The sequence below is a fragment of the Flavobacterium plantiphilum genome, assembly GCF_046000495.1.
GTDB lineage: Bacteria > Bacteroidota > Bacteroidia > Flavobacteriales > Flavobacteriaceae > Flavobacterium > Flavobacterium plantiphilum.
Map to the genome: position 1 here is coordinate 73,645 of NZ_JBELQA010000011.1, position 22,313 is coordinate 95,957.

19 protein-coding genes and 1 pseudogene are annotated in these 22,313 nt (G+C 34.8%); 11 read left to right on the plus strand and 9 right to left on the minus strand.

Annotated elements, in window-relative coordinates; genetic code table 11:
* Window positions 1-36: 36 nt before the first annotated feature.
* The 3 genes from guaA to ABS764_RS16000 all read right to left on the minus strand — a co-directional run bounded on the left by guaA (window position 37) and on the right by ABS764_RS16000 (window position 3,110).
* Complete coding sequence (gene guaA, locus ABS764_RS15990; protein ID WP_408082797.1) at window positions 37-1,566, minus strand: glutamine-hydrolyzing GMP synthase; 1,530 nt, start codon at window positions 1,564-1,566, stop codon at window positions 37-39.
* Between the two features lie 124 nt (window positions 1,567-1,690).
* The gene (locus tag ABS764_RS15995; protein WP_408082798.1) at window positions 1,691-2,365 is read right to left on the minus strand and encodes a hypothetical protein; all 675 of its coding nucleotides are present in this window, start codon (window positions 2,363-2,365) and stop codon (window positions 1,691-1,693) included.
* A 145-nt stretch (window positions 2,366-2,510) separates the two neighbouring features.
* Complete coding sequence (locus ABS764_RS16000) at window positions 2,511-3,110, minus strand: hypothetical protein (RefSeq protein WP_408082799.1); 600 nt, start codon at window positions 3,108-3,110, stop codon at window positions 2,511-2,513.
* A gap of 240 nt (window positions 3,111-3,350) precedes the next feature.
* Between ABS764_RS16000 and ABS764_RS16005 the strand changes: the two genes are divergently transcribed.
* The 7 genes from ABS764_RS16005 to ABS764_RS16035 all read left to right on the plus strand — a co-directional run bounded on the left by ABS764_RS16005 (window position 3,351) and on the right by ABS764_RS16035 (window position 9,571).
* On the plus strand, window positions 3,351-3,737 hold the full coding sequence (locus tag ABS764_RS16005) for a RidA family protein (protein WP_073246716.1): 387 nt from the start codon (window positions 3,351-3,353) through the stop codon (window positions 3,735-3,737).
* 111 nt (window positions 3,738-3,848) lie between these two features.
* Window positions 3,849-5,096: a voltage-gated chloride channel family protein gene (locus ABS764_RS16010; RefSeq protein ID WP_408082800.1), complete on the plus strand. Its 1,248-nt coding sequence runs from the start codon at window positions 3,849-3,851 to the stop codon at window positions 5,094-5,096.
* 69 nt (window positions 5,097-5,165) lie between these two features.
* Window positions 5,166-6,170: a DHH family phosphoesterase gene (locus tag ABS764_RS16015; protein ID WP_408082801.1), complete on the plus strand. Its 1,005-nt coding sequence runs from the start codon at window positions 5,166-5,168 to the stop codon at window positions 6,168-6,170.
* 5 nt (window positions 6,171-6,175) lie between these two features.
* Window positions 6,176-6,838, plus strand: a complete 663-nt coding sequence (gldI, locus tag ABS764_RS16020) for a gliding motility-associated peptidyl-prolyl isomerase GldI (RefSeq protein ID WP_408082802.1) — start codon at window positions 6,176-6,178, stop codon at window positions 6,836-6,838.
* 17 nt (window positions 6,839-6,855) lie between these two features.
* Window positions 6,856-7,974: a peptidylprolyl isomerase gene (locus ABS764_RS16025; RefSeq protein ID WP_408082803.1), complete on the plus strand. Its 1,119-nt coding sequence runs from the start codon at window positions 6,856-6,858 to the stop codon at window positions 7,972-7,974.
* A gap of 36 nt (window positions 7,975-8,010) precedes the next feature.
* Entirely contained in the window at window positions 8,011-9,180 is a 1,170-nt protein-coding gene (locus ABS764_RS16030) for a peptidylprolyl isomerase (protein WP_408082804.1), read from the plus strand.
* 169 nt (window positions 9,181-9,349) lie between these two features.
* Window positions 9,350-9,571: a hypothetical protein gene (locus tag ABS764_RS16035; protein ID WP_408082805.1), complete on the plus strand. Its 222-nt coding sequence runs from the start codon at window positions 9,350-9,352 to the stop codon at window positions 9,569-9,571.
* A gap of 60 nt (window positions 9,572-9,631) precedes the next feature.
* Here the strand turns inward: ABS764_RS16035 and ABS764_RS16040 are convergent, their stop codons facing one another.
* Window positions 9,632-10,072 carry a hypothetical protein gene (locus ABS764_RS16040; protein WP_408082806.1) on the minus strand — a complete coding sequence of 147 codons (441 nt, stop codon included), beginning with the start codon at window positions 10,070-10,072 and terminating at the stop codon, window positions 9,632-9,634.
* Window positions 10,073-10,348: 276 nt separating this feature from the next.
* Here ABS764_RS16040 and ABS764_RS16045 point away from each other — a divergent pair, with 276 nt between their 5' ends.
* The gene (locus ABS764_RS16045) at window positions 10,349-12,244 is read left to right on the plus strand and encodes a heavy metal translocating P-type ATPase (RefSeq protein ID WP_408082807.1); all 1,896 of its coding nucleotides are present in this window, start codon (window positions 10,349-10,351) and stop codon (window positions 12,242-12,244) included.
* Window positions 12,245-12,329: 85 nt separating this feature from the next.
* Window positions 12,330-13,814 (plus strand): PAS domain-containing protein, encoded by a 1,485-nt coding sequence (locus ABS764_RS16050; RefSeq protein WP_408082808.1) that lies wholly within the window; start codon window positions 12,330-12,332, stop codon window positions 13,812-13,814.
* A gap of 47 nt (window positions 13,815-13,861) precedes the next feature.
* Here ABS764_RS16050 and ABS764_RS16055 read toward each other — a convergent pair whose 3' ends face one another.
* The 3 genes from ABS764_RS16055 to ABS764_RS16065 all read right to left on the minus strand — a co-directional run bounded on the left by ABS764_RS16055 (window position 13,862) and on the right by ABS764_RS16065 (window position 17,862).
* Window positions 13,862-14,227: a hypothetical protein gene (locus tag ABS764_RS16055; RefSeq protein ID WP_408082809.1), complete on the minus strand. Its 366-nt coding sequence runs from the start codon at window positions 14,225-14,227 to the stop codon at window positions 13,862-13,864.
* A gap of 108 nt (window positions 14,228-14,335) precedes the next feature.
* Window positions 14,336-15,514, minus strand: a complete 1,179-nt coding sequence (locus ABS764_RS16060) for an AIR synthase related protein (protein WP_408082810.1) — start codon at window positions 15,512-15,514, stop codon at window positions 14,336-14,338.
* 158 nt (window positions 15,515-15,672) lie between these two features.
* Window positions 15,673-17,862, minus strand: a complete 2,190-nt coding sequence (locus tag ABS764_RS16065; protein ID WP_408082811.1) for a glutamine synthetase III family protein — start codon at window positions 17,860-17,862, stop codon at window positions 15,673-15,675.
* Window positions 17,863-18,134: 272 nt separating this feature from the next.
* Here ABS764_RS16065 and ABS764_RS16070 point away from each other — a divergent pair, with 272 nt between their 5' ends.
* Both ABS764_RS16070 and ABS764_RS16075 read left to right on the plus strand, forming a co-directional pair.
* On the plus strand, window positions 18,135-19,151 hold the full coding sequence (locus ABS764_RS16070) for a glutamine synthetase beta-grasp domain-containing protein (protein ID WP_408082812.1): 1,017 nt from the start codon (window positions 18,135-18,137) through the stop codon (window positions 19,149-19,151).
* A gap of 137 nt (window positions 19,152-19,288) precedes the next feature.
* Window positions 19,289-20,239 carry a TerC family protein gene (locus tag ABS764_RS16075; protein ID WP_408082813.1) on the plus strand — a complete coding sequence of 317 codons (951 nt, stop codon included), beginning with the start codon at window positions 19,289-19,291 and terminating at the stop codon, window positions 20,237-20,239.
* Window positions 20,240-20,293: 54 nt separating this feature from the next.
* Here ABS764_RS16075 and ABS764_RS16080 read toward each other — a convergent pair whose 3' ends face one another.
* Both ABS764_RS16080 and ABS764_RS16085 read right to left on the minus strand, forming a co-directional pair.
* Entirely contained in the window at window positions 20,294-20,809 is a 516-nt protein-coding gene (locus ABS764_RS16080; protein WP_408082814.1) for a hypothetical protein, read from the minus strand.
* Between the two features lie 145 nt (window positions 20,810-20,954).
* Window positions 20,955-22,313: pseudogene (locus tag ABS764_RS16085) on the minus strand (hypothetical protein); the annotation flags it as partial.

Genomic DNA, 22,313 nt, shown 5'->3' on the forward strand with positions numbered 1-22,313 from the left:
CGTTTTTATAATAATTAAGAAACTAACAGGTTTCTATTATTCCCACTCAATTGTTGCTGGTGGTTTTGAACTAATATCATAAACAACACGATTCACTCCTTTTACTTTGTTGATAATATCATTAGATACTTTCATCAAGAAATCATAAGGCAAATGAACCCAGTCAGCAGTCATACCATCGGTAGATTCTACAGCACGTAACGCTACTACTTTTTCGTAAGTACGCTCGTCACCCATCACTCCAACACTATTTACAGGAAGCAAAATAGCTCCTGCCTGCCATACTTTATCATACAATCCCCAAGATTTCAATCCGTCAATAAAAACTTTATCTACATCTTGCAAAATTTGTACCTTTTCTAAGGTAATATCTCCTAAAATACGAATAGACAATCCTGGCCCTGGAAAAGGATGTCTTCCTAATAATTCCGGATCAATTCCTAAAGTCGCTCCCACTCTGCGTACTTCATCTTTAAAAAGCATACGCAAAGGTTCCACCACTTTTAATTTCATATAATCCGGCAAACCACCCACATTGTGATGTGATTTGATAGTAGCCGATGGTCCTTTTACAGAAACAGACTCGATTACATCAGGATATATTGTTCCCTGAGCCAACCAGGTAACATCTTCAATTTTATGTGATTCATCATCAAACACTTCGATAAAAGCATTTCCGATGGCTTTTCTTTTCAATTCCGGATCAATAACTCCTGCTAAAGCATCATAAAAACGTTGCGAAGCATCTACTCCTTTAACGTTTAATCCCATTCCTTCGTATTGATCCAATACACTTTGGAACTCATTTTTACGAAGCAAACCGTTATTTACAAAAATACAATACAGATTTTTACCGATTGCTTTGTTTAATAAAACTGCCGCTACAGTAGAATCTACACCTCCTGAAAGACCTAAAACAACTTTGTCGTTTCCGATTTTTTCTTTCATTTCAGCTACAATCTCCTCAACGAAAGCATTTGGTGTAAAGTTTTGAGGAACCTCAGCAATTTTCACTAAGAAGTTCTCTAACATTTTTGAACCATCAGCAGAATGATACACTTCTGGGTGGTATTGAATAGCATAAGTAGTTTCCCCTTCAATTTTGTAAGCCGCAAATTCCACATCGTGGGTACTTGCTAATTTTACAGCATTAGTTGGTAAAGCTTTGATACTATCACTATGACTCATCCAAACCTGGCTGTTTGGAGAAACTCCCTCAAAAAATACTTCACCTTCCTTAATATAGGATAAATTAGCCCTGCCGTATTCTCTGGTGTTAGACGCAGCCACTTCACCTCCACTAAAATGAGACAAATATTGTGCTCCGTAACAAACGGCAAGCATTGGCAATTTTCCTCTAATTTGTGATAAATCAGGATGTGGAGCATCTTCTGCGCGAACAGAAAAAGGACTTCCTCCTAAAATTACGGCCTTATAACTGGATAAATCCGATGGAAAATTATTATATGGAAAAATTTCGCAGAATATATTTAATTCGCGAACTCTACGCGCAATCAGCTGAGTGTATTGCGACCCGAAATCTAAAATAAGTACGTTGTGTTGCATGGGCGCAAAATTACTTTTAAAATTTGGAATGGAAAAACGGAATTTTGAAATTTTTTATTTTTTTTATTTTCTGTTTTCATACCAGATTTCTTTTCGAAAAAAAAGCCCTAAACCAATCTTTTCATTATTCTTTTACAATAACAAATTTTCCTTTAACACCCTTATCCCAGTTGTCCCAAAACTCCGAACGAACTAAAACTCCTTTGTCATCATAGATTTTAAACTCGCAGGTATTCCCTCCCGAAGTTCCTTTACTGTAAGCTTCCATTTCAAAAGTGTTGAAACCCTCTTTTAAATCAAAAATAAACTGACCATAACTGGAGTACAATTCCTTTATATCTCCTATCATCTGGCCGTTAATTGTTGCTTTAATCAAATCGCCATCTATGTATACAAAATCACGATATTTAACAACAAAATATTTAGATTTAGTCCTGATTTCTCCAAAGTTTTTATCAATTTTTACCAAAAGACGATCATCTTCTCTCAAACCTTCTTTAATGAGTGTTTTATCCAAATCTTTCGTCATCTTCTCTTTCACCCGGTCTCCCGGATTAGCAAAATTATTGGTTTGCTCCATCGAAAAAGATTTTGTTTCTCCAATTTTATACTTAGAGCCAGAAGGCAAAACGACATCTGGTTTTTTAAAAAGATCCGGTGCTTTTATTAACGGAGCATCCGTATTTGATGGTTTGGTTTCTTTAGGTACCGGCGCTGTATTTAATGGTGCAATAGCTTTAAATTTCACAGAACCAAAGTCACTCTGACCATAGGTATTAATCCATGTAAAACATATCATTATAAACAACAGAAACTGCTTCATATTATACCAACTTTGTTTTATTAATTACTTCCTGAGTATCAACAAATATACCAAGCTTTAATTTTACAAAACAAATCTCGCAGGAACATTAAAGAAATTTTAACCTCACAGAATAAAAATCTTATTCTTTTTCTAAAATAATAGTTGCTTTGTAACCTTCTGCAATATTCCATTGATTGGATGAAAGTACATTTCCGGCATCGTCAAAGATTTTAAATTCGGCTGTATTTGGTGCAGCATATCCCTCATTAATTGCTTCAAAATCGATACGATTCACACCTTTTTGCAATTCAATATCAAAACCTTGTTCTTCACCATTCAAAAGCACTTCCGGCTGAATGATCACATAATTCAGATACACTCTTACTTTATCTCCATCCACATAAGCTGCATCACGGTATCTCACTTTTGCAATTCCTGAAGCTACTTTAACCACTCCTAAATCCTGATTTCTCTGTGCTAATTTTTCAGCATCATACTCTTCTCTTTTTGGAACTTCATAGGTATTTTCGGCAACATCTTCTATCACATACGATTTGATTTTATTATAATCTGCTGTAGATATTTTGACATCTTTCTTTTCTTCAGCTTTCACCTCTTTCTTTTTAATGGGTGCTGCCTTAAATGTTTTGAATTCTTCCTGAGAATAAGCTGTAGAAAGAACTCCGAACATCAAACCTAAAATAAAAACCTGACTTTTAAAACTAAAATATTGATTCATCTTTTTATAAATTTAATTATAAACTATATCCAAAAAAACAACTTTTCTGAACTTAATCCTAATAGATAACAATAAAGTTACGATTTTATTGTAAAAACAGTCTATCAAAAAAAAATACAAATGCAATATTGGTTTATAGCTATGTATGTTTTTTATTTTAGTATTTTTTATAAATTGCACGACATATTCAAAACTTAAACCAGAGGCGTATTCCTCTAAAAACTAATTAAATACATTAAAATGAAAAGAGAAAACATCTTAACAGGATCGCCGTGGGAAGACAAAATGGGATATTGTCGTGCAGTACGCATAGGAAACATTATTGAAGTTTCAGGCACTGTAGCTATTGTTGATGGTGACAAAGTAAAAGCAGATGACGCTCATGCTCAAACCTTAAATATTTTAGAAAGAGTTGAAAAAGTACTAGAGGATTTAAATGCAAGCATGAAAGATGTGATTCGTACCCGTATTTTCACAACTGATGTAAGTACTTTTGAAGCAGTAGCAACCGCTCATGCAACATTTTTTAAAGACATCAAACCAACGACCGGTTTTTACGGAATTAACCAGTTAGTAGCTCCTGAATATCTTGTTGAAATTGAATTAACTGCTGTTATCGCAGAATAATTAAAATTCTAAAGTCTCTCTCCGAGCGCAATAAAAGCAGCTTTTAGACTACTAAAACTGCTTTTATTGCGCTCGGAGATTATAAAACAAGTTCAAAGACCCTAAACAATAATGGATTTAAAAAAAACAATTTTCCTTTTTGGTAAATGGATTTTAATCTGTGCTCTAATAGGCTTATTTTCCGGTTCGGCTTCTGCTTTTTTATTAGTCGCTTTAGAATGGGCAGCTCAGCTTAGAACAGATTATATCTGGCTTATTGGACTTTTGCCCATTGGGGGTTTATTAATTGGAATGTTGTATCATTATTATGGTAAAGATGTTGTAAAAGGTAATAATCTTTTATTAGAAGAATACAGGTTTCCTCAAAAAGTAATTCCATTCAAAATGACTCCTTTTGTACTGATTGGAACTGTTTTTACGCATCTTTTTGGAGGATCAGCGGGGCGTGAAGGAACAGCTGTACAAATGGGAGGCGCCATTGCTGATCAATTTACAAAAATATTCGACCTTGATAATTCCGACAGAAAAACTCTTATTATTTTAGGTATCAGTGCCGGATTTGCTTCTGTTTTTGGCACACCACTTGCCGGAGCTATTTTTGCACTTGAAGTTATTTTATCGTCTAAATTTAGTCTGAAAAGCGCCGTTCTATCATTTGTAGTGGCATATTTTGCTTTTTATACCGTCGAACTCTGGGGCGTTCATCATACCATTTACAGTATTCCTGTTGTACCACCGCTAACTCTTCATAATTTCCTCTGGCTTATTCCTTCATGCCTTTTATTTGGCTTAGCAGCCATGCTGTTTTCAAGAAGTACCCATTTTTGGGGCTCTTTGTTTTCAAGAATCATCTCTTATCCACCATTGAGACCTTTGACCGGAGGAGTTATTTTAGCTTTGGTTTTTTATTATTTCGATGCTGTCAAATTTATGGGACTAGGAGTTCCATACATCGTCGAAGCTTTTAACAAACCCAACGAATATTATGATTTTTTACTCAAAATACTATTTACCGGATTTACCTTAGGAGCCGGATTTAAAGGCGGTGAAGTAACTCCTTTATTCTTTGTAGGCGCCACTTTAGGAAGTGCTTTATCGGTTTTTATTCCTTTACCAATAGCACTTTTAGCCGGAATGGGATTTGTTGCAGTGTTTGCAGGTGCTACACACACTCCGGTTGCCTGCACCGTTATGGGCATCGAACTTTTTGGTATTGAAAGTGCCATTTTTATAGCAATTGCCTGCTTTATCGCGTACCTCGCTTCGGGTTCTGTAGGTATTTATCATTCCCAAAATGCCCGGGGAGTAAAATACCATTTATACGAAAAAATAAAAGCAGGCCGGCTAAAGTATTTTTAAGTTCTAAAAAAGAAGTTAATTTTTAAATGATTTCATAGTTTACATTAAAAAAATGTAAATTCGCAACCTATGAAAATACAAGATATACAAGCGATAGTATCCTTATTGGCTACGCCAAAAAAAATTGCTATTATTCCGCACAGAAATCCTGATGGTGATGCTATGGGCTCAACCTTAGCATTATATCATTTTTTAACAAAAAACAATCACCAGGCAACTGTAATTTCGCCCAACGAATTTCCTGATTTTTTAGCTTGGTTACCAGGTTCAGAAACAGTACAAATATTTGAAAAAAACAAAGAAAACTGTACCTGTATATTAGAACAGGCCGATATTGTTTTTACACTTGATTTTAATGCTTTTCACCGTGTTGGAGAAATGGAAAAAGTGCTGGAAGTGCTTAACACCATTTTTATAATGATTGATCATCATCAGAAACCGGATGATTATGCAACTTATATGTATTCCGATACTTCTTTTGGGTCTACCTGCGAAATGATATATAATTTTATTTCGCTTTTAGATAAAAAAGACCAAATAGACAAAACCATAGGAACTTGTATTTATACAGGAATTTTAACCGATTCCGGTTCCTTCCGATTCCCAAACACTACCGGAAACACCCATAGAATTGTAGCCGAATTAATTGATTTAGGTGTAGAAAATACTGCTATCCCTAACCTGCTTTTCGACAATAGTTCGTACCACCGCCTGCAATTACTTGGAAAAGCATTGCAAAACTTAAAAGTAATTCCGGAATACAAAACCTCTTACACTACTTTAACTCAGGAAGAATTAAATAGTTTCAATTATGTAAAAGGTGATACTGAGGGCATTGTAAACTATGGTTTAAGCATAAAGGGAATTCAGTTTACTGCTATTTTTATCGAAAACGCAGACGAAAACATTATTAAAATTTCTTTCCGTTCTCAGGGAGAGTTTGATGTAAATGAATTTGCAAGAACTTATTTTAACGGTGGCGGACATCGGAATGCTGCCGGAGGGAAATCAGAAATATCTATGGAAGAAACCATCCAAAAATTTGAAAAAATAGTACACAACTTAACCATATAAACATTATGAAAGTCATCCGAATAATTGTTGTATGTTGTCTTTTCTGCATTAGTTTTTCAGCCTGTAAACAGCATCAGGATGCAAGACGTCCCGTATCAAGAGCCTCTGGTGTTTTTATGAAAAAATCAGTAGAAAGAAATAAAAAACTAATTGCTACTGAAGAAGATCGCATTGCAGCTGTAATGAAAAAAAATCCTAATATTAGCTACTTTGCTTCTACAAAAGGCTACTGGTATACTTATGAAACAAGAAATACCTCGGATACATTAACACCTAAAAAAGGCGATGTGGCTTTTTTTAATTATGAATTAAAAGATCTTGATGGCAATATAATCTACACCGAAGTAGAATTGAGATCTCAGGTGTATCGCGTAGACAAACAGGAAATCATGACAGGATTAAGAGAAGGCATCAAACTGATGCGTAAAAATGAAAGAGTCAGTTTTCTGTTTCCTTCCCATATCGCCTATGGCTATCATGGTGATAATAAAAAAATTGGTCCTAATCAGCCTTTAATTTGCACAGTAACTTTAAATGATTTCAAACCTGAAGCTGTTTACAGGAAGGAATTAGAGCAAAATAGCTCTTTAAATTTAGACAGTATTAAAAAAAGAAAAAAAGTCATTCTGAAAACCAAACCGACGGCACAAGATACCTTACAACAATAAGTTTAACATAATCTATTATGAAAAAAACCGTTTTATTTGCCTTACTTCTCCTTACAACTTTTATTTGTTGTAAAGAAGAAAATAAAAATTTAGCTGATGGTTTATATGCCAAAATTGAAACCGGTAAAGGGGATATTTATTTAGCATTAGATTACAAAAAAGCACCTATTACTGTTGCTAATTTCATTACACTTACCGAAGGAAAAAATGATTTTGTCACGAACGAACATCTTAAAGGACGTCCGTTTTATGACGGTTTAAAATTCCATCGGGTTATTAAAGGGTTTATGATACAGGCAGGAGATCCGCTGGGAACAGGCTCGGGAGATGCCGGTTATAAATTTAAAGATGAGTTTAGCGACTTAGTTTTTGACAAAGAAGGACTTTTAGCAATGGCTAATAACGGTCCTGCAACAAACAGCAGTCAGTTTTTTATCACACATGTTCCAACTCCATGGCTGGATAACAAACACACCATCTTTGGTCATGTAGTAGACAACGGAATGGAAGTTGTCAATAAAATTGAAGAAAATGATTTAATCGAGTCCATTACTATCATCCGTAAAGGAGAAGCCGCAAAAAAATTCAATGCTGTTAAAACTTTCTATGATTATTTTTCTGTTGAATCCAAAAAGCAAAAAGAGCAAATGGATCTTGAAGCAAAAAACCAACAAGAATATGAAGCTAAATATGGCAAAGTAATTGAAGAGAAAGCAGCTTATTTTGATGCTTTAAAAGCAAAAGCAACTAAAACTGCTTCGGGACTAAAATACATTATTACTCAAAAAGGAAGTGGTAAAAAGCCTGTAAAAGGTACACCTCTTTTTATCCATTATGCCGGTTTTCTGGAAGACGGAAGGTTATTTGACACTTCGGTTGAAAGTGTAGCCCGTGCTTTTGGAAAATACGATCCTGCCAGAGCAGAACAAGGCGGTTACCAACCCATTCCTTTTCAGGCAGGAAGAAAAGACGGTTTGATACCAGGTTTTATAGAAGGACTTACTAAAATGGTTCCGGGAGACAAAGCCGTTTTATTTATCCCTTCCCATCTGGCTTACGGAGCCGGAGGTGCCGGCGATATTATACCTCCATATGCAAATCTGACTTTCGAAATAGAGTTAATATCGGCCAATTAATCCCTGTAAAAAAACTATTAGCATAAATTACACCCAATGAAACTGAAATTATTATTTTTAGCCTTTTTTGCTTTAGCAAATCTACAGGCACAGGAAACTACCAAAAAACTGGTTAACAAAAAAACTGAAAAAGCCAAACCTATTAAACAAGATGGTATTTTTGCAACAATAAACACTAATAAAGGAGCTATAATTCTGGAATTAGATTTTCAAAAAACACCTGTTACAGTAGCCAATTTTATTAGTCTGGCGCAAGGCAAAAATGAATTTGTAACTGATAAGAAATTAAAAGGCAAACCTTTCTTTGATGGTTTAAAATTTCACCGTGTTATTAGTGATTTCATGATTCAGGGTGGTGATCCGCAAGGAACTGGCGCCGGAGGACCCGGTTATTCTTTTAAAGACGAATTTATATCTGAATTAAAATTTGATAAAGGCGGAATACTCGCAATGGCCAATTCAGGTCCGAAAACAAACGGAAGCCAATTTTTTATCACCCACAAAGATACGCCGTGGCTTAACGGAAAACATACTATTTTTGGTCATGTTATTGAAGGAATGGATGTAGTCAACAGTATTACTCAGGATGACGTTATTAAAAATATCACTATTACTCAAAAAGGCAAATTAGCCAAGAAATTCAAAGCCGAAAAAGTATTTGCTGATTATTACAACAATAAAGACGAAGAAGAAAGAAAAGAAGCAGAAGCTAAAGCCGAGGCCGAGAAAATACAGAAAGAAAAAATGGCCGCTTTAACAGCTGAGAAAGCCGCTTTTTTTGCTAATTTAAAAACAACGGCAACCACTACTCCATCGGGTTTGGCTTATAAAATAACCAAAAAAGAAGCAGGCGTTAAACCCACACCCGGCAGTACTATATATTTTCATTATTCAGGTTTTTTAGAAGACGGAAAACTATTTGACAGCAGCCGCGAAGAAGTGGCAAAAGCCTATAATCAATATAACGAAATGAGAGCCGTGCAGGGCGGTTATAAACCTTTTCCTTTTGAAGCAGGCAAAAAAGACGGTATGATTCCGGGATTCATTGAAGCAATAGATTTGCTTTCTTTTGGAGATAGAATTACTGCTTTTATCCCTGCCGGATTAGCTTATGGAGAAAGTGGTGCCGGCGGAGTGATACCACCTAATGCCACACTAATTTTTGAAATAGAAATTTTTGACAAACAAACAGAAACAACAAAATAACTTTCGAATTATAAAATTAAGTCCGGTTTGTAAATGCAAAGCGGACTTTTTTTATGGAAATGATTGAAAATCGCTTTTTAATTTCATCAAACATGTAACTAAACCGTTTTCTGCTATTGCTGTCTTTATTTTTTTTATTATATTAGATAAATTCAAAAAACATAAAATTATGAATCTATCCAAAATTATTGCAGTCGTATTAATCATTCTTAGTTTATTCATAGGTTATATAGGAATAAATAAAATACAGGAAAACACTAATGAGATTAATTTTCTGGGTATAAAAATTGAAGCTTCTGATGAGTCGGGACAACAAAAAGGGTATTTATATGTTGGCTTTGCAGTATTACTTTTAGGAGGTGGTTTATATAGCCTGAATAAATCAAAATAACTAAAAAAACCCTTTCAATCTAAAAAATGAAAGGGTTCGTTTTTTTTATTAAAGGTAAATTTATTTTTTTCCAAATTTCCAGTCAAATTCGTCTTTATCATTGATAATTGCACCTACTTCAACTTTGACAACTTCATTAAATTCGGTTTGAAATAACAACCAATGGTTTTCATCAAAATAGTTTTCAAAAGTATCAAATTCTTCCTGAGCGAATTTTGTAATGCCTTTCGGTGCTAAATCTTTTTTCACGTCTTTTATATTTCTGCCTATAACTTTGTTGCCAAATAATTCTAAATTAGCAGCCGAAGCTACGATGTAACCCATTTTAAAATCTTCGTCTTTGTAAAAAGTCAGACGCATTTTGAATTTATTATATACAAAAATTATATTATCATCTTCGTCTTTATAATTTCTGTCAGGTTTTCCATAAACGGCTTCCACATCTTTTTGCTTCATACCGAAAATGAGTTTATCAATTCCGTTTTTAAGGTTTATTTTCATTATTTCGTATTTTGTACAAATGTCGCAAACTTTTTCTTTTATTACACATTTCCCGTGAAGCAATATTATATAATCTTAAGGTTTTATTAAAGATAAAGGCGGTAACATAAATTTTCAGTAAATTAGTAAATAAAGTCATTAGATGAAATGATCCAAAATGGTTTCATCTAATTGTTTTAAAAGATGGTCAATCTAATACCATTGGCAATTTTGCGCTAAAATTCGAAGAAAATAAATATTATTTCCAAACTTACTTTCGAATAAAAAATGTGTCCTATGAATTTACCTTTAAAAGATAAAAAGTTTATTTTTTTACTCCTGTGTGTTACCATTGTAATCATTCTTGAAATATTATCCCTTCTGGGAATCCATTTGCCTATGCCCTACGAGCCATTTGTCTTTAGTGCTTTCATAATTATAATTGGTTATGAGGTCATCCTTAAAGGATTACAATCACTATTAAAACTAAATTTTAGCAGTATTAATTTACTGATGACTATTGCAGTAATCGCCGCACTTTATCTGGGGCAATATCCTGAAGCAGCCGTTGTGATTGTATTGTATGTTTTAGGGGAACGTCTGGAAGATATTGGGCTGGAAAACTCAAAATCTGCTCTTAATAAATTAATCAAAAGCATTCCTAAAACTGCATTTGTAAAAACAGAAAATAAGGAAATACCTATTGAAGAAATTGAACCAGGAAGCATTATCCAGATTAAAGCCGGGGAAATTATTCCACTAGATGGAGAAATTACCTGGGGAACAAGTTTAATCGATGAATCAGCGATAACAGGCGAACCTATAGCCAAAGATAAACAACCGGGTGATACTGTTTTTGCAGGAACACTCAACAGCAATGGTTTTATTGAAATCAAAACCACTAAACGTTCTACGGATACTACTTTTGCCAAGATTATCCAACTTACTTTTGAATCCGGAGCTGCGAGAAGTGAAACTCAAAAATTTATTCAGCGTTTTTCCAAACTCTATACACCTATTGTTATCGGGATAGCCCTTTTAATTTTTATTATTCCTGTATTTCTGCTTCAATTAGATTTTGATCATTGGCTTCAACAGGCCGTAACACTTTTAGTAATTGCCTGTCCCTGTGCATTAGTCATCTCTACACCGGTGGCCATTTATGCTGCTATTGGGAATGCCTCCGCAAAAGGTGCTCTGGTCAAAGGAGGGAAATATATCGAAGCCTTAGCGGATATCCAGGCTGTTGCCATGGATAAAACCAGAACAATTACTTATGGAAATCCTGTAGTTTCAGATGTTTTTCCACTGGTGGGAACCAGCCGTCAGGAACTACTTTCCTGTGCTGCCGGAGCTGAATTATTTTCAGAGCATCCATTGGCGCAAGCCATCATCAAAGCTACCAGAGAAGAAGGTTTTCAGCCTCAGACAGCAAAAGATTTTAAAACCGTCATTGGAAAAGGAGCTATTGCAAAAATGGAAGCCTGTCGCACAGATACGGTAATGATTGGCAAATTAGATTTTATCCGGGAATACAATACTATATCTGAAGAAGTAGAGTCTATTGTAGCTAAATTATCCGGTGAAGGCAAAACAAGTGTAGTTATTAGTTTTGGCAAAGAAGTGAACGGCATTATCGGATTAACCGATGAAATTAAACCGGATAGTTATGATGCTATTAAACAATTACAGGAACAAAACATCTCGGTTATTATGCTTACCGGCGACAGTGAAAAAGCGGCACATTATGTAGCCCGAAAAGTAGGGATTACAAAAACTTTTGGCGGTTTACTACCTGAACAAAAATCAGAAGAAATAAAAGCATTATTGCAGCAGTATGATAAAATTGCGATGGTAGGAGACGGCATTAATGATGGGCCTGCACTCGCATTGAGTACCGTAGGAATCGCCATGGGAGCCGCAGGAAGTGATACCGCAATAGAAACTGCTAATATAGCTTTAATGAATGATCAGCTTTCCTTAATTCCATTTCTTGTGCGACTGGGTAAAAAGACAATAAAGCAAATAAAAATCAATACGTTTGGTGCTATTATAACAAAACTGGTATTTATTTTACTGGCTGTTTTTGGATACAGTAATCTAGTACTGGCCATTGCAGCTGATGTAGGGGTAACTCTGATTGTCATTATATTCAGTTTAAATTTAATGCGATTTGAAAAAGTAAAGCCATGAGACTTTTGCTGAAATTACAAAGCAAAAACCGGGAATCAGAATAATATTTGTTAACTTCATAAAACCAAATAAAAATTATTTCATCATGAACATTTCACTTGAAAAAAAAATATTTCCTGGTTTTATTATTAATCTGTTTGTTGTCATAACCGCCGCATTTATTTTCCTGATGCGATTAGATCCTGACCGGGATACTACAATGGACTCTAAACTTGAAGTAATAGAAATAATACTGTTTATACTTTCTGCGTTTTTATTAATTGTAGTTTATTTTATTATCAGAGCACAATTAAAAGCTAAGGAAACAGTACAAAAAAGACTGGAAGAAAACCAACAATTACTACAATCTATTATTGATAATACTTCGAATCCTATTTTTATAAAAAAACTAAATGGGGAATACTTATTAGTCAACAAACATTTTGACACATTATTCGGAACCGAAAACGATAAGATTATCGGAAAAACAGACCTTGATTTCTTACCAAAAGAAACTGCTGAAATTTACCGGAATTCTGATTTAGAAGTAGCAAAAAAATTAGTCGAATTAAAATCCGAAGAAACCATCCAGGAAAAAGACGGTCCTCATACCTATCTGGCTGTAAAATTTCCGTTGTTTGATGCTAAAGGAAGAATCTATGCAATCGGAGGGATTTCTACTGATATCACGGAAAGAAAAAAACTGGAGGATTCTTTAAAAGCCACCGATGCTTTTTTCAATATGTCTTTTGATATTTTTACCGTTGCTAAAAACAATCATTTTATCAAAATAAATGCTGCATTTACAAATACACTGGGATACACTCAAAAAGACATGGATGAGATAAAATTTATAGATCTCACACATCCGGATGACCGTTCAGTTTCAGATGAAGTATTTTCCAAAATAAAAAAAGGCAACACGGTTATCAGTTTTAAAAACAGAATCCGACACAAAGACGGTAGCTACCGATGGCTGGACTGGAACAGCAGTATTGATCTCAAAGAAGGAATTATTTATTCTGCAGCCAGAGATATCACTGAAAAAGTGAAGTTGGAACAGGAACAGCAAAAAGCCGTAGATGAATTGTCTGAAAATGAAGAAAAATTACGGGTTATAGTTGAAAATATTGGCGAAGGAGTTATAGTAGCTAATGCGGATAAAAAAGTAATTCTGGCTAATTATATGGCAAATGATATTTTTGGCATTGAAGAAGATGATAAAATCTCGACTGATTTAACAGCCCATTTTGAACTCTATTTCCCCGATGAGAAAACCATATTCCCTGCACAAAATTTACCTATGGAACGCGCATTTAATGGTGAAATCACTGACGATGTAGATTTAGTACTCTGGGATCCTGATTCCCGTGAAAAAAGAAGAGTGCTCATTAGTGGACGTCCTTTGATTGATCAGGACAATAAAGTGATTGCAGCGGTAATAACCATTAAAGATATTAGCAAATACAAAAAAATGGAGGAAGAACTTGAAGAAACTGAAACCAAATACCGTAAATTGATTGGTTTTAAAAACACTCCTAAACAAAATAAAGAAGAAGAGAACGATACAAACGACACCACTAAAAAGTGATAAAAACAAAAAAAAGCGTTAAGTTTAAATCTTAACGCTTTTGTATTTTACTCTTCCTCTTCGTACATTTCGTCATATCGGGCCGGAATTTGAGGGTCAAAAAGAGGACATTTAAATTCTTCCATAATATCTACTAATTTATCCATGGTTTTTCCGGATGTTCCGTAACAATCTATTTCAACCGTCTGAGCAGTTGTTTTTACCTGAAAAGCACCTACTCCGTCATTATTTTTCCAGCTGTTCTCATCTACTCGTTCCCATTTGGAAAAGACAGAAGCAATTCGGTTCATAATAACAGATAAAGGAAGTTCTTCTAATCCATCAATGGTTTCCTGTTCACCAATAGCTTCATAGACCTCCTGATGATTCAGATAAACTTCTTCTAAATATTTCCAAAAAACTAATTCGTACATGTTGTTAAAGTTTCTGAGGCTCTAAGATTCTGAGGTACTGAGATACTTTATAAACTGAAATATGAAATCTCAGTAACTTAGCGTCTTAGTTTCTTAGCAACTCCCTAATTAATATTCAAAAGTCCCGTATTCGCTGATAATAGTCAGCTTTTTACTATCCGAAGCTTCAACACGACCAACAATTTGAGCGTTTACGTTGAATGATTTTGAAATAGCAATTATATCCTGTGCTACGGCTTCAGGAACATAAATTTCCATACGATGTCCACAGTTGAATACCTGATACATTTCTTTCCAATCCGTTTTTGATTGCTCCTGAATTAATTGGAACAAAGGTGGAACTGTGAATAAATTATCTTTTATAATGTGTAAATTTTCTACAAAATGTAAAATCTTAGTTTGCGCTCCACCGCTACAGTGAACCATACCGTGAATTTCATCAGACGAATATTGGTCTAAAATTTTCTTGATAATTGGCGCATAAGTACGCGTTGGAGAAAGCACTAATTGTCCGGCATCGATTGGAGAATTTTCTACTGCATCAGTTAATTTTACCTGACCGGAATAAATTAATTCTTCAGGAACAGCAGCATCGTAACTTTCAGGGTATTTTGTTGCCAAATATTTCCCAAAAACATCATGACGAGCGGATGTTAATCCATTACTTCCCATTCCGCCATTATAGCTTTTTTCATAAGAAGCCTGCCCGAAAGATTCCAATCCAACGATGACATCACCAGCCTGAATATTAGCATTATCAATTACTTTAGAACGTTTCATTCGGGCTGTAACAGTAGAATCGACAATAATAGTTCGAACTATATCACCCACATCGGCAGTTTCACCACCAGTTGAGTGGATACTAACTCCAAAAGAAGCTAACTCCTGAATTAACTCTTCAGTTCCGTTGATAATTGCCGAAATTACTTCGGCAGGAATTAGGTTTTTATTTCTTCCGATAGTTGAAGAAAGTAAAATATTATCGGTTGCCCCTACACACAATAAATCATCAATATTCATAATCAATGCATCCTGAGCAATACCTTTCCAGACAGAAATATCTCCTGTCTCTTTCCAGTACATATAAGCCAGCGAAGATTTAGTTCCAGCTCCGTCGGCATGCATAATCAGACAATATTCTTCGTCTTGGGTTAGATAATCAGGAACAATTTTGCAAAATGCCTGAGGAAACAATCCTTTATCTATGTTTTTTATAGCATTATGTACATCTTCTTTAGATGCCGAAACACCTCTTTGTGCATATCTTTTTGAAGTATCTGAACTCATGAATTGTAATTGTGTAGTTGCATTAAGGCAACTTGGTTTTGCGGCAAAGATAATTATTTTTTAGAAGTTAAAGGAGGAAAAGTTAGGTGTTAAGAGTTATGTTTTAAGAGTTGCTTCTCATTACCCATGACTCTTAACGCCTAACCTCTAACTTCTATTTATTTCGTAAACAACAACTCTCTGTATTTAGTTAAGGTCCACAACTCATTATCTACTAATAATTCTAATTTATCGCAGTGGTTTCTAATAATTTCAAAATACGGTTTTACTTTATTACAATAAGCTTCTGCCGTTTTTTGAGCATTGTTAAGCATATTAGCTTTCTTTCTTTCATTTCGCATTTCTTCCACTTTAGCATTAATGCCTTCAATATGAAGTGAAATTTCTTTAATCAGACCTATTTGTTCTTTAGCTATAGATTCAAATTCATTGCCAAAAATATCTTTCAGACCTTTTACATTTTCAATCAAAGTATTTTGGTAACGAATAGCCGTTGGAATCACATGATTTTTAGAAATATCTCCTAAGACTCTGCTTTCAATTTGGATTTTCTTAGTGTATTCTTCTAATTCAATTTCGTAACGCGCTTCTACTTCCACATGATTCATAATCCCTAGTTCAGAAAACAAATCCAAGGCTCGTTTTGATGCTCTGGCTTTTAAAGCTTCCGGAGTAGTTTTAAAATTACTCAATCCTCTTTTCTTAGCCTCTTTTTCCCAGGCTTCACTATAGCCGTCACCTTCAAAAAGAATATCTTTAGAAACCTTGATATATTCTCTTAAAACATTAAAGATTGCATCGTCTTTTTTCATTGCTTTCGAATCAATCAAAGCATCTACTTCTACTTTAAAATCTCGTAATTGCTTAGCAACGATAGTATTTAAAGTAGTCATTGCATTGGAACAGTTTGCTGAAGAACCCACTGCTCTAAACTCAAATTTATTTCCGGTAAAGGCAAAAGGGGACGTTCTGTTTCTGTCTGTATTATCTAATATTACTTCCGGAATTTTCCCAACTACATTGAGTTTCAAATCGGTTTTCTCCTCAGGGGATAATTTCCCTCTGGTCACACTTTCTAATTCGGCTAAAACCTTCGTTAGTTGTTCTCCAATAAATACCGAAATAATGGCCGGTGGCGCTTCATTAGCTCCTAAACGGTGATCATTACTTGCCGTTGCAATCGATGCACGAAGTAATTCTTCATAATCATTTACCGCTTTAATTGTATTAATAAAGAAAGTCAGAAATTGCAAATTACTCATTGGGGTTTTACTTGGACTCAATAGATTCACCCCGGTATCTGTTGCCAATGACCAGTTGTTGTGCTTCCCGGAACCATTTACTCCTTTAAAAGGTTTTTCATGCAATAACACTTTAAAATCATGGCGCTCAGCCACTTTTTGCATAATATCCATCAAAAGACAATTATGATCTACCGCTAAATTAGTTTCTTCAAAAATAGGAGCCAACTCAAATTGATTAGGAGCCACCTCATTATGACGGGTTTTTACCGGAATTCCAAGCAACATACATTCCTGTTCCAAATCACGCATATAAGTCAAAGCCCGTGTAGGAATCGACCCAAAATAATGATCATCAAGTTGCTGCCCTTTAGCTGAAGTATGTCCTAACAATGTTCTTCCGGTCATCATCAAATCAGGACGGGAATGCGCTAAGGCTTTATCTACCAGAAAATATTCTTGCTCCCAACCCAAAGTTGCGGTAACTTTTTTTACGTTTTTATCAAAATAACGACAGACTTCAGTAGCTGCCTCATCCATAGCTGCTAGAGCTCTTAATAAAGGAATTTTATTATCTAAAGCCTCACCTGTATAAGAAATAAAAACTGTTGGAATACACAATGTTGTACCATAAATAAACGCAGGAGAGGTTGGATCCCAGGCAGTATAACCTCGGGCTTCAAATGTGTTTCTGATTCCGCCGTTAGGGAAACTCGAAGCATCCGGTTCCTGTTGTACTAATTGAGCTCCTCCAAACTTTTCTACAGGATCACTACCATCAAAAGAAGTTTCAAAAAAAGCATCATGTTTCTCAGCTGTTGTGCCGGTTAAAGGCTGAAACCAGTGGGTATAATGAGTAACTCCTTTGGCAAGTGCCCATTCTTTCATACCCATAGCAATATAATCTGCCAGCTTTCTGTCTATTTTTGTACCACTTTCAATAGCTCCCTGTACCGCTTTAAATGCATCCGAAGTCAAATATTGCTTCATTGCTTTTTCATTAAATACATTTGAGCCAAAAATGCTTGACTTTCTGTTTGTTTCTTCAAAATGTACTGCTTTTCTATTAGAAGCTTCTTGTAGCGCTTGAAAACGTATTGTTGACATCAGGAGTGTTTTTTAAACTGTTAATAATCAATTTATAATTAAAAAACACAAAGATAAAGAAAGTTGAACTAAAAAAAGAAGGATGAGCCATTATCAAATTATATTTTATTTAGTATCAAAATTGCTTTTTTTTGAATATACCCCCCACCAAAATATAGTAATGTGAAAAATAACATTCATTCAAACAAAAGATACCCCAGGGTTTTCAGCACTAAAAAAATTATTATATATTTGCACCTCAGTTAAAATAAAGAAAATTAATTTATATTATTATGGCAAAAATAAAGTTAGAGTACCTTTGGTTAGATGGATATGAACCAACTCAAAATCTTAGAAGCAAAACTAAAGTTGAAGAGCATGAAAATTTTCAGGGAACTTTAGAAGAAATTGGTAACTGGTCTTTTGACGGTTCTTCTACAAGACAAGCTGAAGGTGGTTCTTCTGATTGTCTTTTAGTACCAGTTGCTATCTATCCGGATCCAGACCGCATCAACGGATACTTAGTTATGTGTGAGGTTATGAATGCTGACGGAACTCCACACCCATCTAACGGTAGAGCTACAATTGATGATGACAATGATGATTTCTGGTTTGGTTTCGAACAGGAATATTTCATCATGGATACTAAAACTTTATTACCATTAGGTTTCCCTGTTGGAGGATATCCTGCTCCACAAGGAATGTACTACTGCTCTGTAGGTGGAAAAAACACTCACGGTAGAAAATTAGTTGAAGAGCATGCTGATTTATGTATCGCTGCAGGAATCAACTTTGAAGGAATCAACCAAGAGGTTGCTTGCGGACAATGGGAATTCCAATTATTTGCAAAAGGAGCTAAAAAAGCAGGTGATGAAATCTGGGTTGCAAGATATTTATTAGACCGTTTGACTGAGAAATATGGTTACTATATTGAATACCACCCAAAACCACTAGGTGATACTGACTGGAATGGTTCTGGTATGCACGCTAACTTCTCTAACGAAGTATTAAGAACATGTGGTTCTCAGGAAGTTTACGAAAAAATCTGTGAGGCTTTCCGTCCTGTAACTAAAGAACACATTGCTGTTTACGGAGCTTACAACGACCAACGTTTAACAGGTAAACACGAAACTGCTTCTATCAACGATTTCTCTTACGGAGTATCTGACAGAGGATGTTCTATCCGTATTCCTTTAATGACTGTTCAAAAAGGATGGAAAGGATGGTTAGAAGACAGAAGACCAGCTTCTAACGGTGATCCATACAAAATTGCTGCAAGAATTATCAAAACAGTTAAATCTGCATTGTAATAATTGCTTCTTTATAAAACTAAAGTGCCTTCAGAAATGGAGGCACTTTTTTTATTAATCAATAAACAGATTAACAAAGAATAAACACATAATAGAGTTCAAAAAATTATCTTTGTAAATCATCAAAAAAAATTTCTATGCTAGTCTGGATTTGTTTTTTAACAGCAATTTTAATATTTCTGGCACTTGACCTTGGAGTATTCAACAAAACGCCTCATGTAATTAGTTCCAAAGAAGCCGGAAAATGGACCGGAATCTGGGTTTCCTTATCTTTCCTTTTTTCAGGTGTTGTGTATTGGTTATACCAAAATCATTATATAGAAAATCCGGATCATCTGAAACCGATGGCTGCCACAATGAAGTACATCACAGGATACCTGATCGAACTCTCTTTAAGTATCGATAATATATTTGTAATTGCTATTATATTTTCTTCGTTCAGAATACCTAAAAAATACCAGCATCGTGTCTTATTTTGGGGAATCATTGGTGCTATCCTTTTTAGAGGTCTTATGATTTATTTTGGTGTTATGATTATCAACAAATTTGCCTGGACGACTTATTTGTTTGGTGCTTTCCTGATTTACACAGCTATCAAAATGTTTTTCACAAAAGAAGACCATGAATACAATCCGCACAACTCACCAATATACAAATACTTAAGAAAACTCACCCCAATCACAACAAAAATTGAAGGAGAGCATTTTTTTGTTAAAATCGACAACATTAATACCGCTACACCGTTATTTGTAGCTTTGATTCTTATTGAGGTAATGGATGTTCTTTTTGCATTAGACAGCGTACCGGCTATCTTAGCAATTACTTCCGATCCTTTTTTGGTATTTAGTTCGAATATTTTTGCCATTTTAGGACTACGTTCTATGTACTTCTTCTTAGCAAATATGCTGGAAAAATTCAGTTATTTAGAATATAGCTTAATTGCTATTTTAACCTTTGTGGGTTTAAAAATGATACTTCATAAATTTATACACCTGCCGGAATGGGCTTCTTTAGCATTTATTGCAATTGCTCTGCTGTCGGGGATTATTGCTTCGATTCGAAAAGAAAAACGCAAGAAAAAAGTATAACACATAAAAAAAGGAAATCCGAAAGATTTCCTTTTTTTGTGTTAAATTAAGCTCTTACAATTTGACTTTTTTAACCTGATTTTCAGACAGTTTTAAGGTATTCATCACTTCATTATAATTAGTTGTATCTAATGAAGTTGCAAAAACTGCAGGAATTATAACAACTCTAAAAGTTTGATTATTTAAATATTGAGGCGTTAAATTCAAATTATAATTACCTCCGGCAAAAATTTTAAATCCGATTGGGCTAAAATTATAATCATAATCAAGCTCTCCTTCATCAAGATAAAGCGTTCTTGGTATCAACTGCCATACCGGAGCACCTGAATTAAGAACATCCTCAAGCCTGTAAATCAGAACCGTTTCATCATCATACAAATCATCTCCTATCCATTGTTGAAAAGTATAACTTAAGTTATAACCATCAACATTATTAAATACAAAATCCTCACTTTCAATTTCAAAAACTAATGGAATAGTATCATTATCTTCATCAAAATCATCTGAAGATGAACAAGCAGAAAAAGCCAAAAGACCAACAAAGGCAAAAAGTGTTATTATTTTTTTCATGATATTTTTTTTTATGATTAAGATATGTAATTTATTATTCATTAATTGTGCCAAAATTTAATTTACAAACAACTTTTCTCTTTTACCAATAAAAAAAGTACCCGTTACACAAACGGGTACTCCTTTAATTTAAATTTATTAGTAACTATTTAGCAGCAGATATTACATCATGAACTGTAGATCCCTCGCTAGTTGTTAATCTTATATAGAAAACCTGTTGTTGTTCGCTATTAAAATTATAATCTAATGTAATTATTGTACCATTAGTACATTGAGCTTCTGTTTTAGTATAAACCAATTGATTTTTACTATTAAACACTTCAATAGTAACACCGGAAGTATAATCAAAAGTACATTGTACTGACAATTGCCCTTCAATTGGAACAGGGTAAGCAATAAAACCGGCAGCTTCAATTGTTTTAGCTGTTAAGTCAGACGCAACGGGCTCAATTACCGGACACTCTAATGGCTGAATACCATAACCCATTGGTATCCTGCAACCATCAAAAGCATTATTGATTTTATCAACCGCATCTGCAATAGCACTTAACGATACTCCATTAGTGCTTCCGCCACCTAAAGCCTGATTTGCTAAGGCAAATAATCCCTGAACAGTAGCATTACCGCCTAAAGCAGTTACAATATTAGCAGGAATACTATAAAATTCATATTCATTATTTGCTGTACCATCAGGATTACAAGAACGTGCTTTGGCGGTATCAGATCCGCAACCTCCTTCAGAATCTGCGGTTGCAAAAGTTCCAGCCTGTAGTTCAAAGTTACCCAAATTCGAATTGATTCCTAAGTTCAAACCTAAAACAATAGTTTGCGCTAATAAAGTATTATTAATGTTTCCATCTCTCAACAAACTTTGAGGAAGATTACTTATTGAATGCAATCCATTATTAGGTCCGGTAGGAAGCACTTTACTCATGCCACCACCTGGCAACACCGCTATAACTGCATCAATATCTGTCATCGTATTCATGACTGAAACATGGCGAACATCTTTTATACCAATATACATAGCGCCTCCATAATTAGCCAAGGCTTTTTCGATAAGCGATTTGGTTGTATAACTCGCAAATCCACCTAATCCATCAGGAGCACAAGACATACCACCAATGTTTCCATAGTAACCTTGGGTATAAGTACATAATGCATCGGAACAAACCTGAACAGTTACCATGACATCATCAGTAGCTGTACAACCATTAGCCGGATTAGTAACGGTTAAAGTATAAGTACCGGCAGTATTAACAGTTGGAGTCGCTGTATCAGCACCTGAAACAATATTACCTCCATTGCTGGCTACCCAGGCAAACGTAGCTCCTGGAGTAGTCGAAGACCCTGAAAGCAATACAGTACTTGTACCGCATAAGATAAGCCCATCATTTCCTGCATTAGCATTTGGTAACACTTTATTCACTGTCACAGTTACTTCGTCAGTATCACTACAACCGGAAGCAATATGCGTTTTAGTTACGGTATAAGTAGTTGTCAC

What these genes read in the sequence shown, in the direction of transcription:
- ABS764_RS16015 (WP_408082801.1), top strand. Translation starts at nt 5,166, where the DNA reads ATGAAAATACAAGATATACAAGCGATAGTATCCTTATTGGCTACGCCA.
- ABS764_RS16035 (WP_408082805.1), top strand. Translation starts at nt 9,350, where the DNA reads ATGAATCTATCCAAAATTATTGCAGTCGTATTAATCATTCTTAGTTTA.
- ABS764_RS16045 (WP_408082807.1), top strand. Translation starts at nt 10,349, where the DNA reads ATGAATTTACCTTTAAAAGATAAAAAGTTTATTTTTTTACTCCTGTGT.
- ABS764_RS16055 (WP_408082809.1), bottom strand. Translation starts at nt 14,227, where the DNA reads ATGTACGAATTAGTTTTTTGGAAATATTTAGAAGAAGTTTATCTGAAT.
- guaA (WP_408082797.1), bottom strand. Translation starts at nt 1,566, where the DNA reads ATGCAACACAACGTACTTATTTTAGATTTCGGGTCGCAATACACTCAG.
- ABS764_RS15995 (WP_408082798.1), bottom strand. Translation starts at nt 2,365, where the DNA reads ATGATATGTTTTACATGGATTAATACCTATGGTCAGAGTGACTTTGGT.
- ABS764_RS16040 (WP_408082806.1), bottom strand. Translation starts at nt 10,072, where the DNA reads ATGAAAATAAACCTTAAAAACGGAATTGATAAACTCATTTTCGGTATG.
- ABS764_RS16000 (WP_408082799.1), bottom strand. Translation starts at nt 3,110, where the DNA reads ATGAATCAATATTTTAGTTTTAAAAGTCAGGTTTTTATTTTAGGTTTG.
- ABS764_RS16005 (WP_073246716.1), top strand. Translation starts at nt 3,351, where the DNA reads ATGAAAAGAGAAAACATCTTAACAGGATCGCCGTGGGAAGACAAAATG.
- ABS764_RS16060 (WP_408082810.1), bottom strand. Translation starts at nt 15,514, where the DNA reads ATGAGTTCAGATACTTCAAAAAGATATGCACAAAGAGGTGTTTCGGCA.
- gldI (WP_408082802.1), top strand. Translation starts at nt 6,176, where the DNA reads ATGAAAGTCATCCGAATAATTGTTGTATGTTGTCTTTTCTGCATTAGT.
- ABS764_RS16025 (WP_408082803.1), top strand. Translation starts at nt 6,856, where the DNA reads ATGAAAAAAACCGTTTTATTTGCCTTACTTCTCCTTACAACTTTTATT.
- ABS764_RS16075 (WP_408082813.1), top strand. Translation starts at nt 19,289, where the DNA reads ATGCTAGTCTGGATTTGTTTTTTAACAGCAATTTTAATATTTCTGGCA.
- ABS764_RS16065 (WP_408082811.1), bottom strand. Translation starts at nt 17,862, where the DNA reads ATGTCAACAATACGTTTTCAAGCGCTACAAGAAGCTTCTAATAGAAAA.
- ABS764_RS16080 (WP_408082814.1), bottom strand. Translation starts at nt 20,809, where the DNA reads ATGAAAAAAATAATAACACTTTTTGCCTTTGTTGGTCTTTTGGCTTTT.
- ABS764_RS16030 (WP_408082804.1), top strand. Translation starts at nt 8,011, where the DNA reads ATGAAACTGAAATTATTATTTTTAGCCTTTTTTGCTTTAGCAAATCTA.
- ABS764_RS16070 (WP_408082812.1), top strand. Translation starts at nt 18,135, where the DNA reads ATGGCAAAAATAAAGTTAGAGTACCTTTGGTTAGATGGATATGAACCA.
- ABS764_RS16010 (WP_408082800.1), top strand. Translation starts at nt 3,849, where the DNA reads ATGGATTTAAAAAAAACAATTTTCCTTTTTGGTAAATGGATTTTAATC.
- ABS764_RS16050 (WP_408082808.1), top strand. Translation starts at nt 12,330, where the DNA reads ATGAACATTTCACTTGAAAAAAAAATATTTCCTGGTTTTATTATTAAT.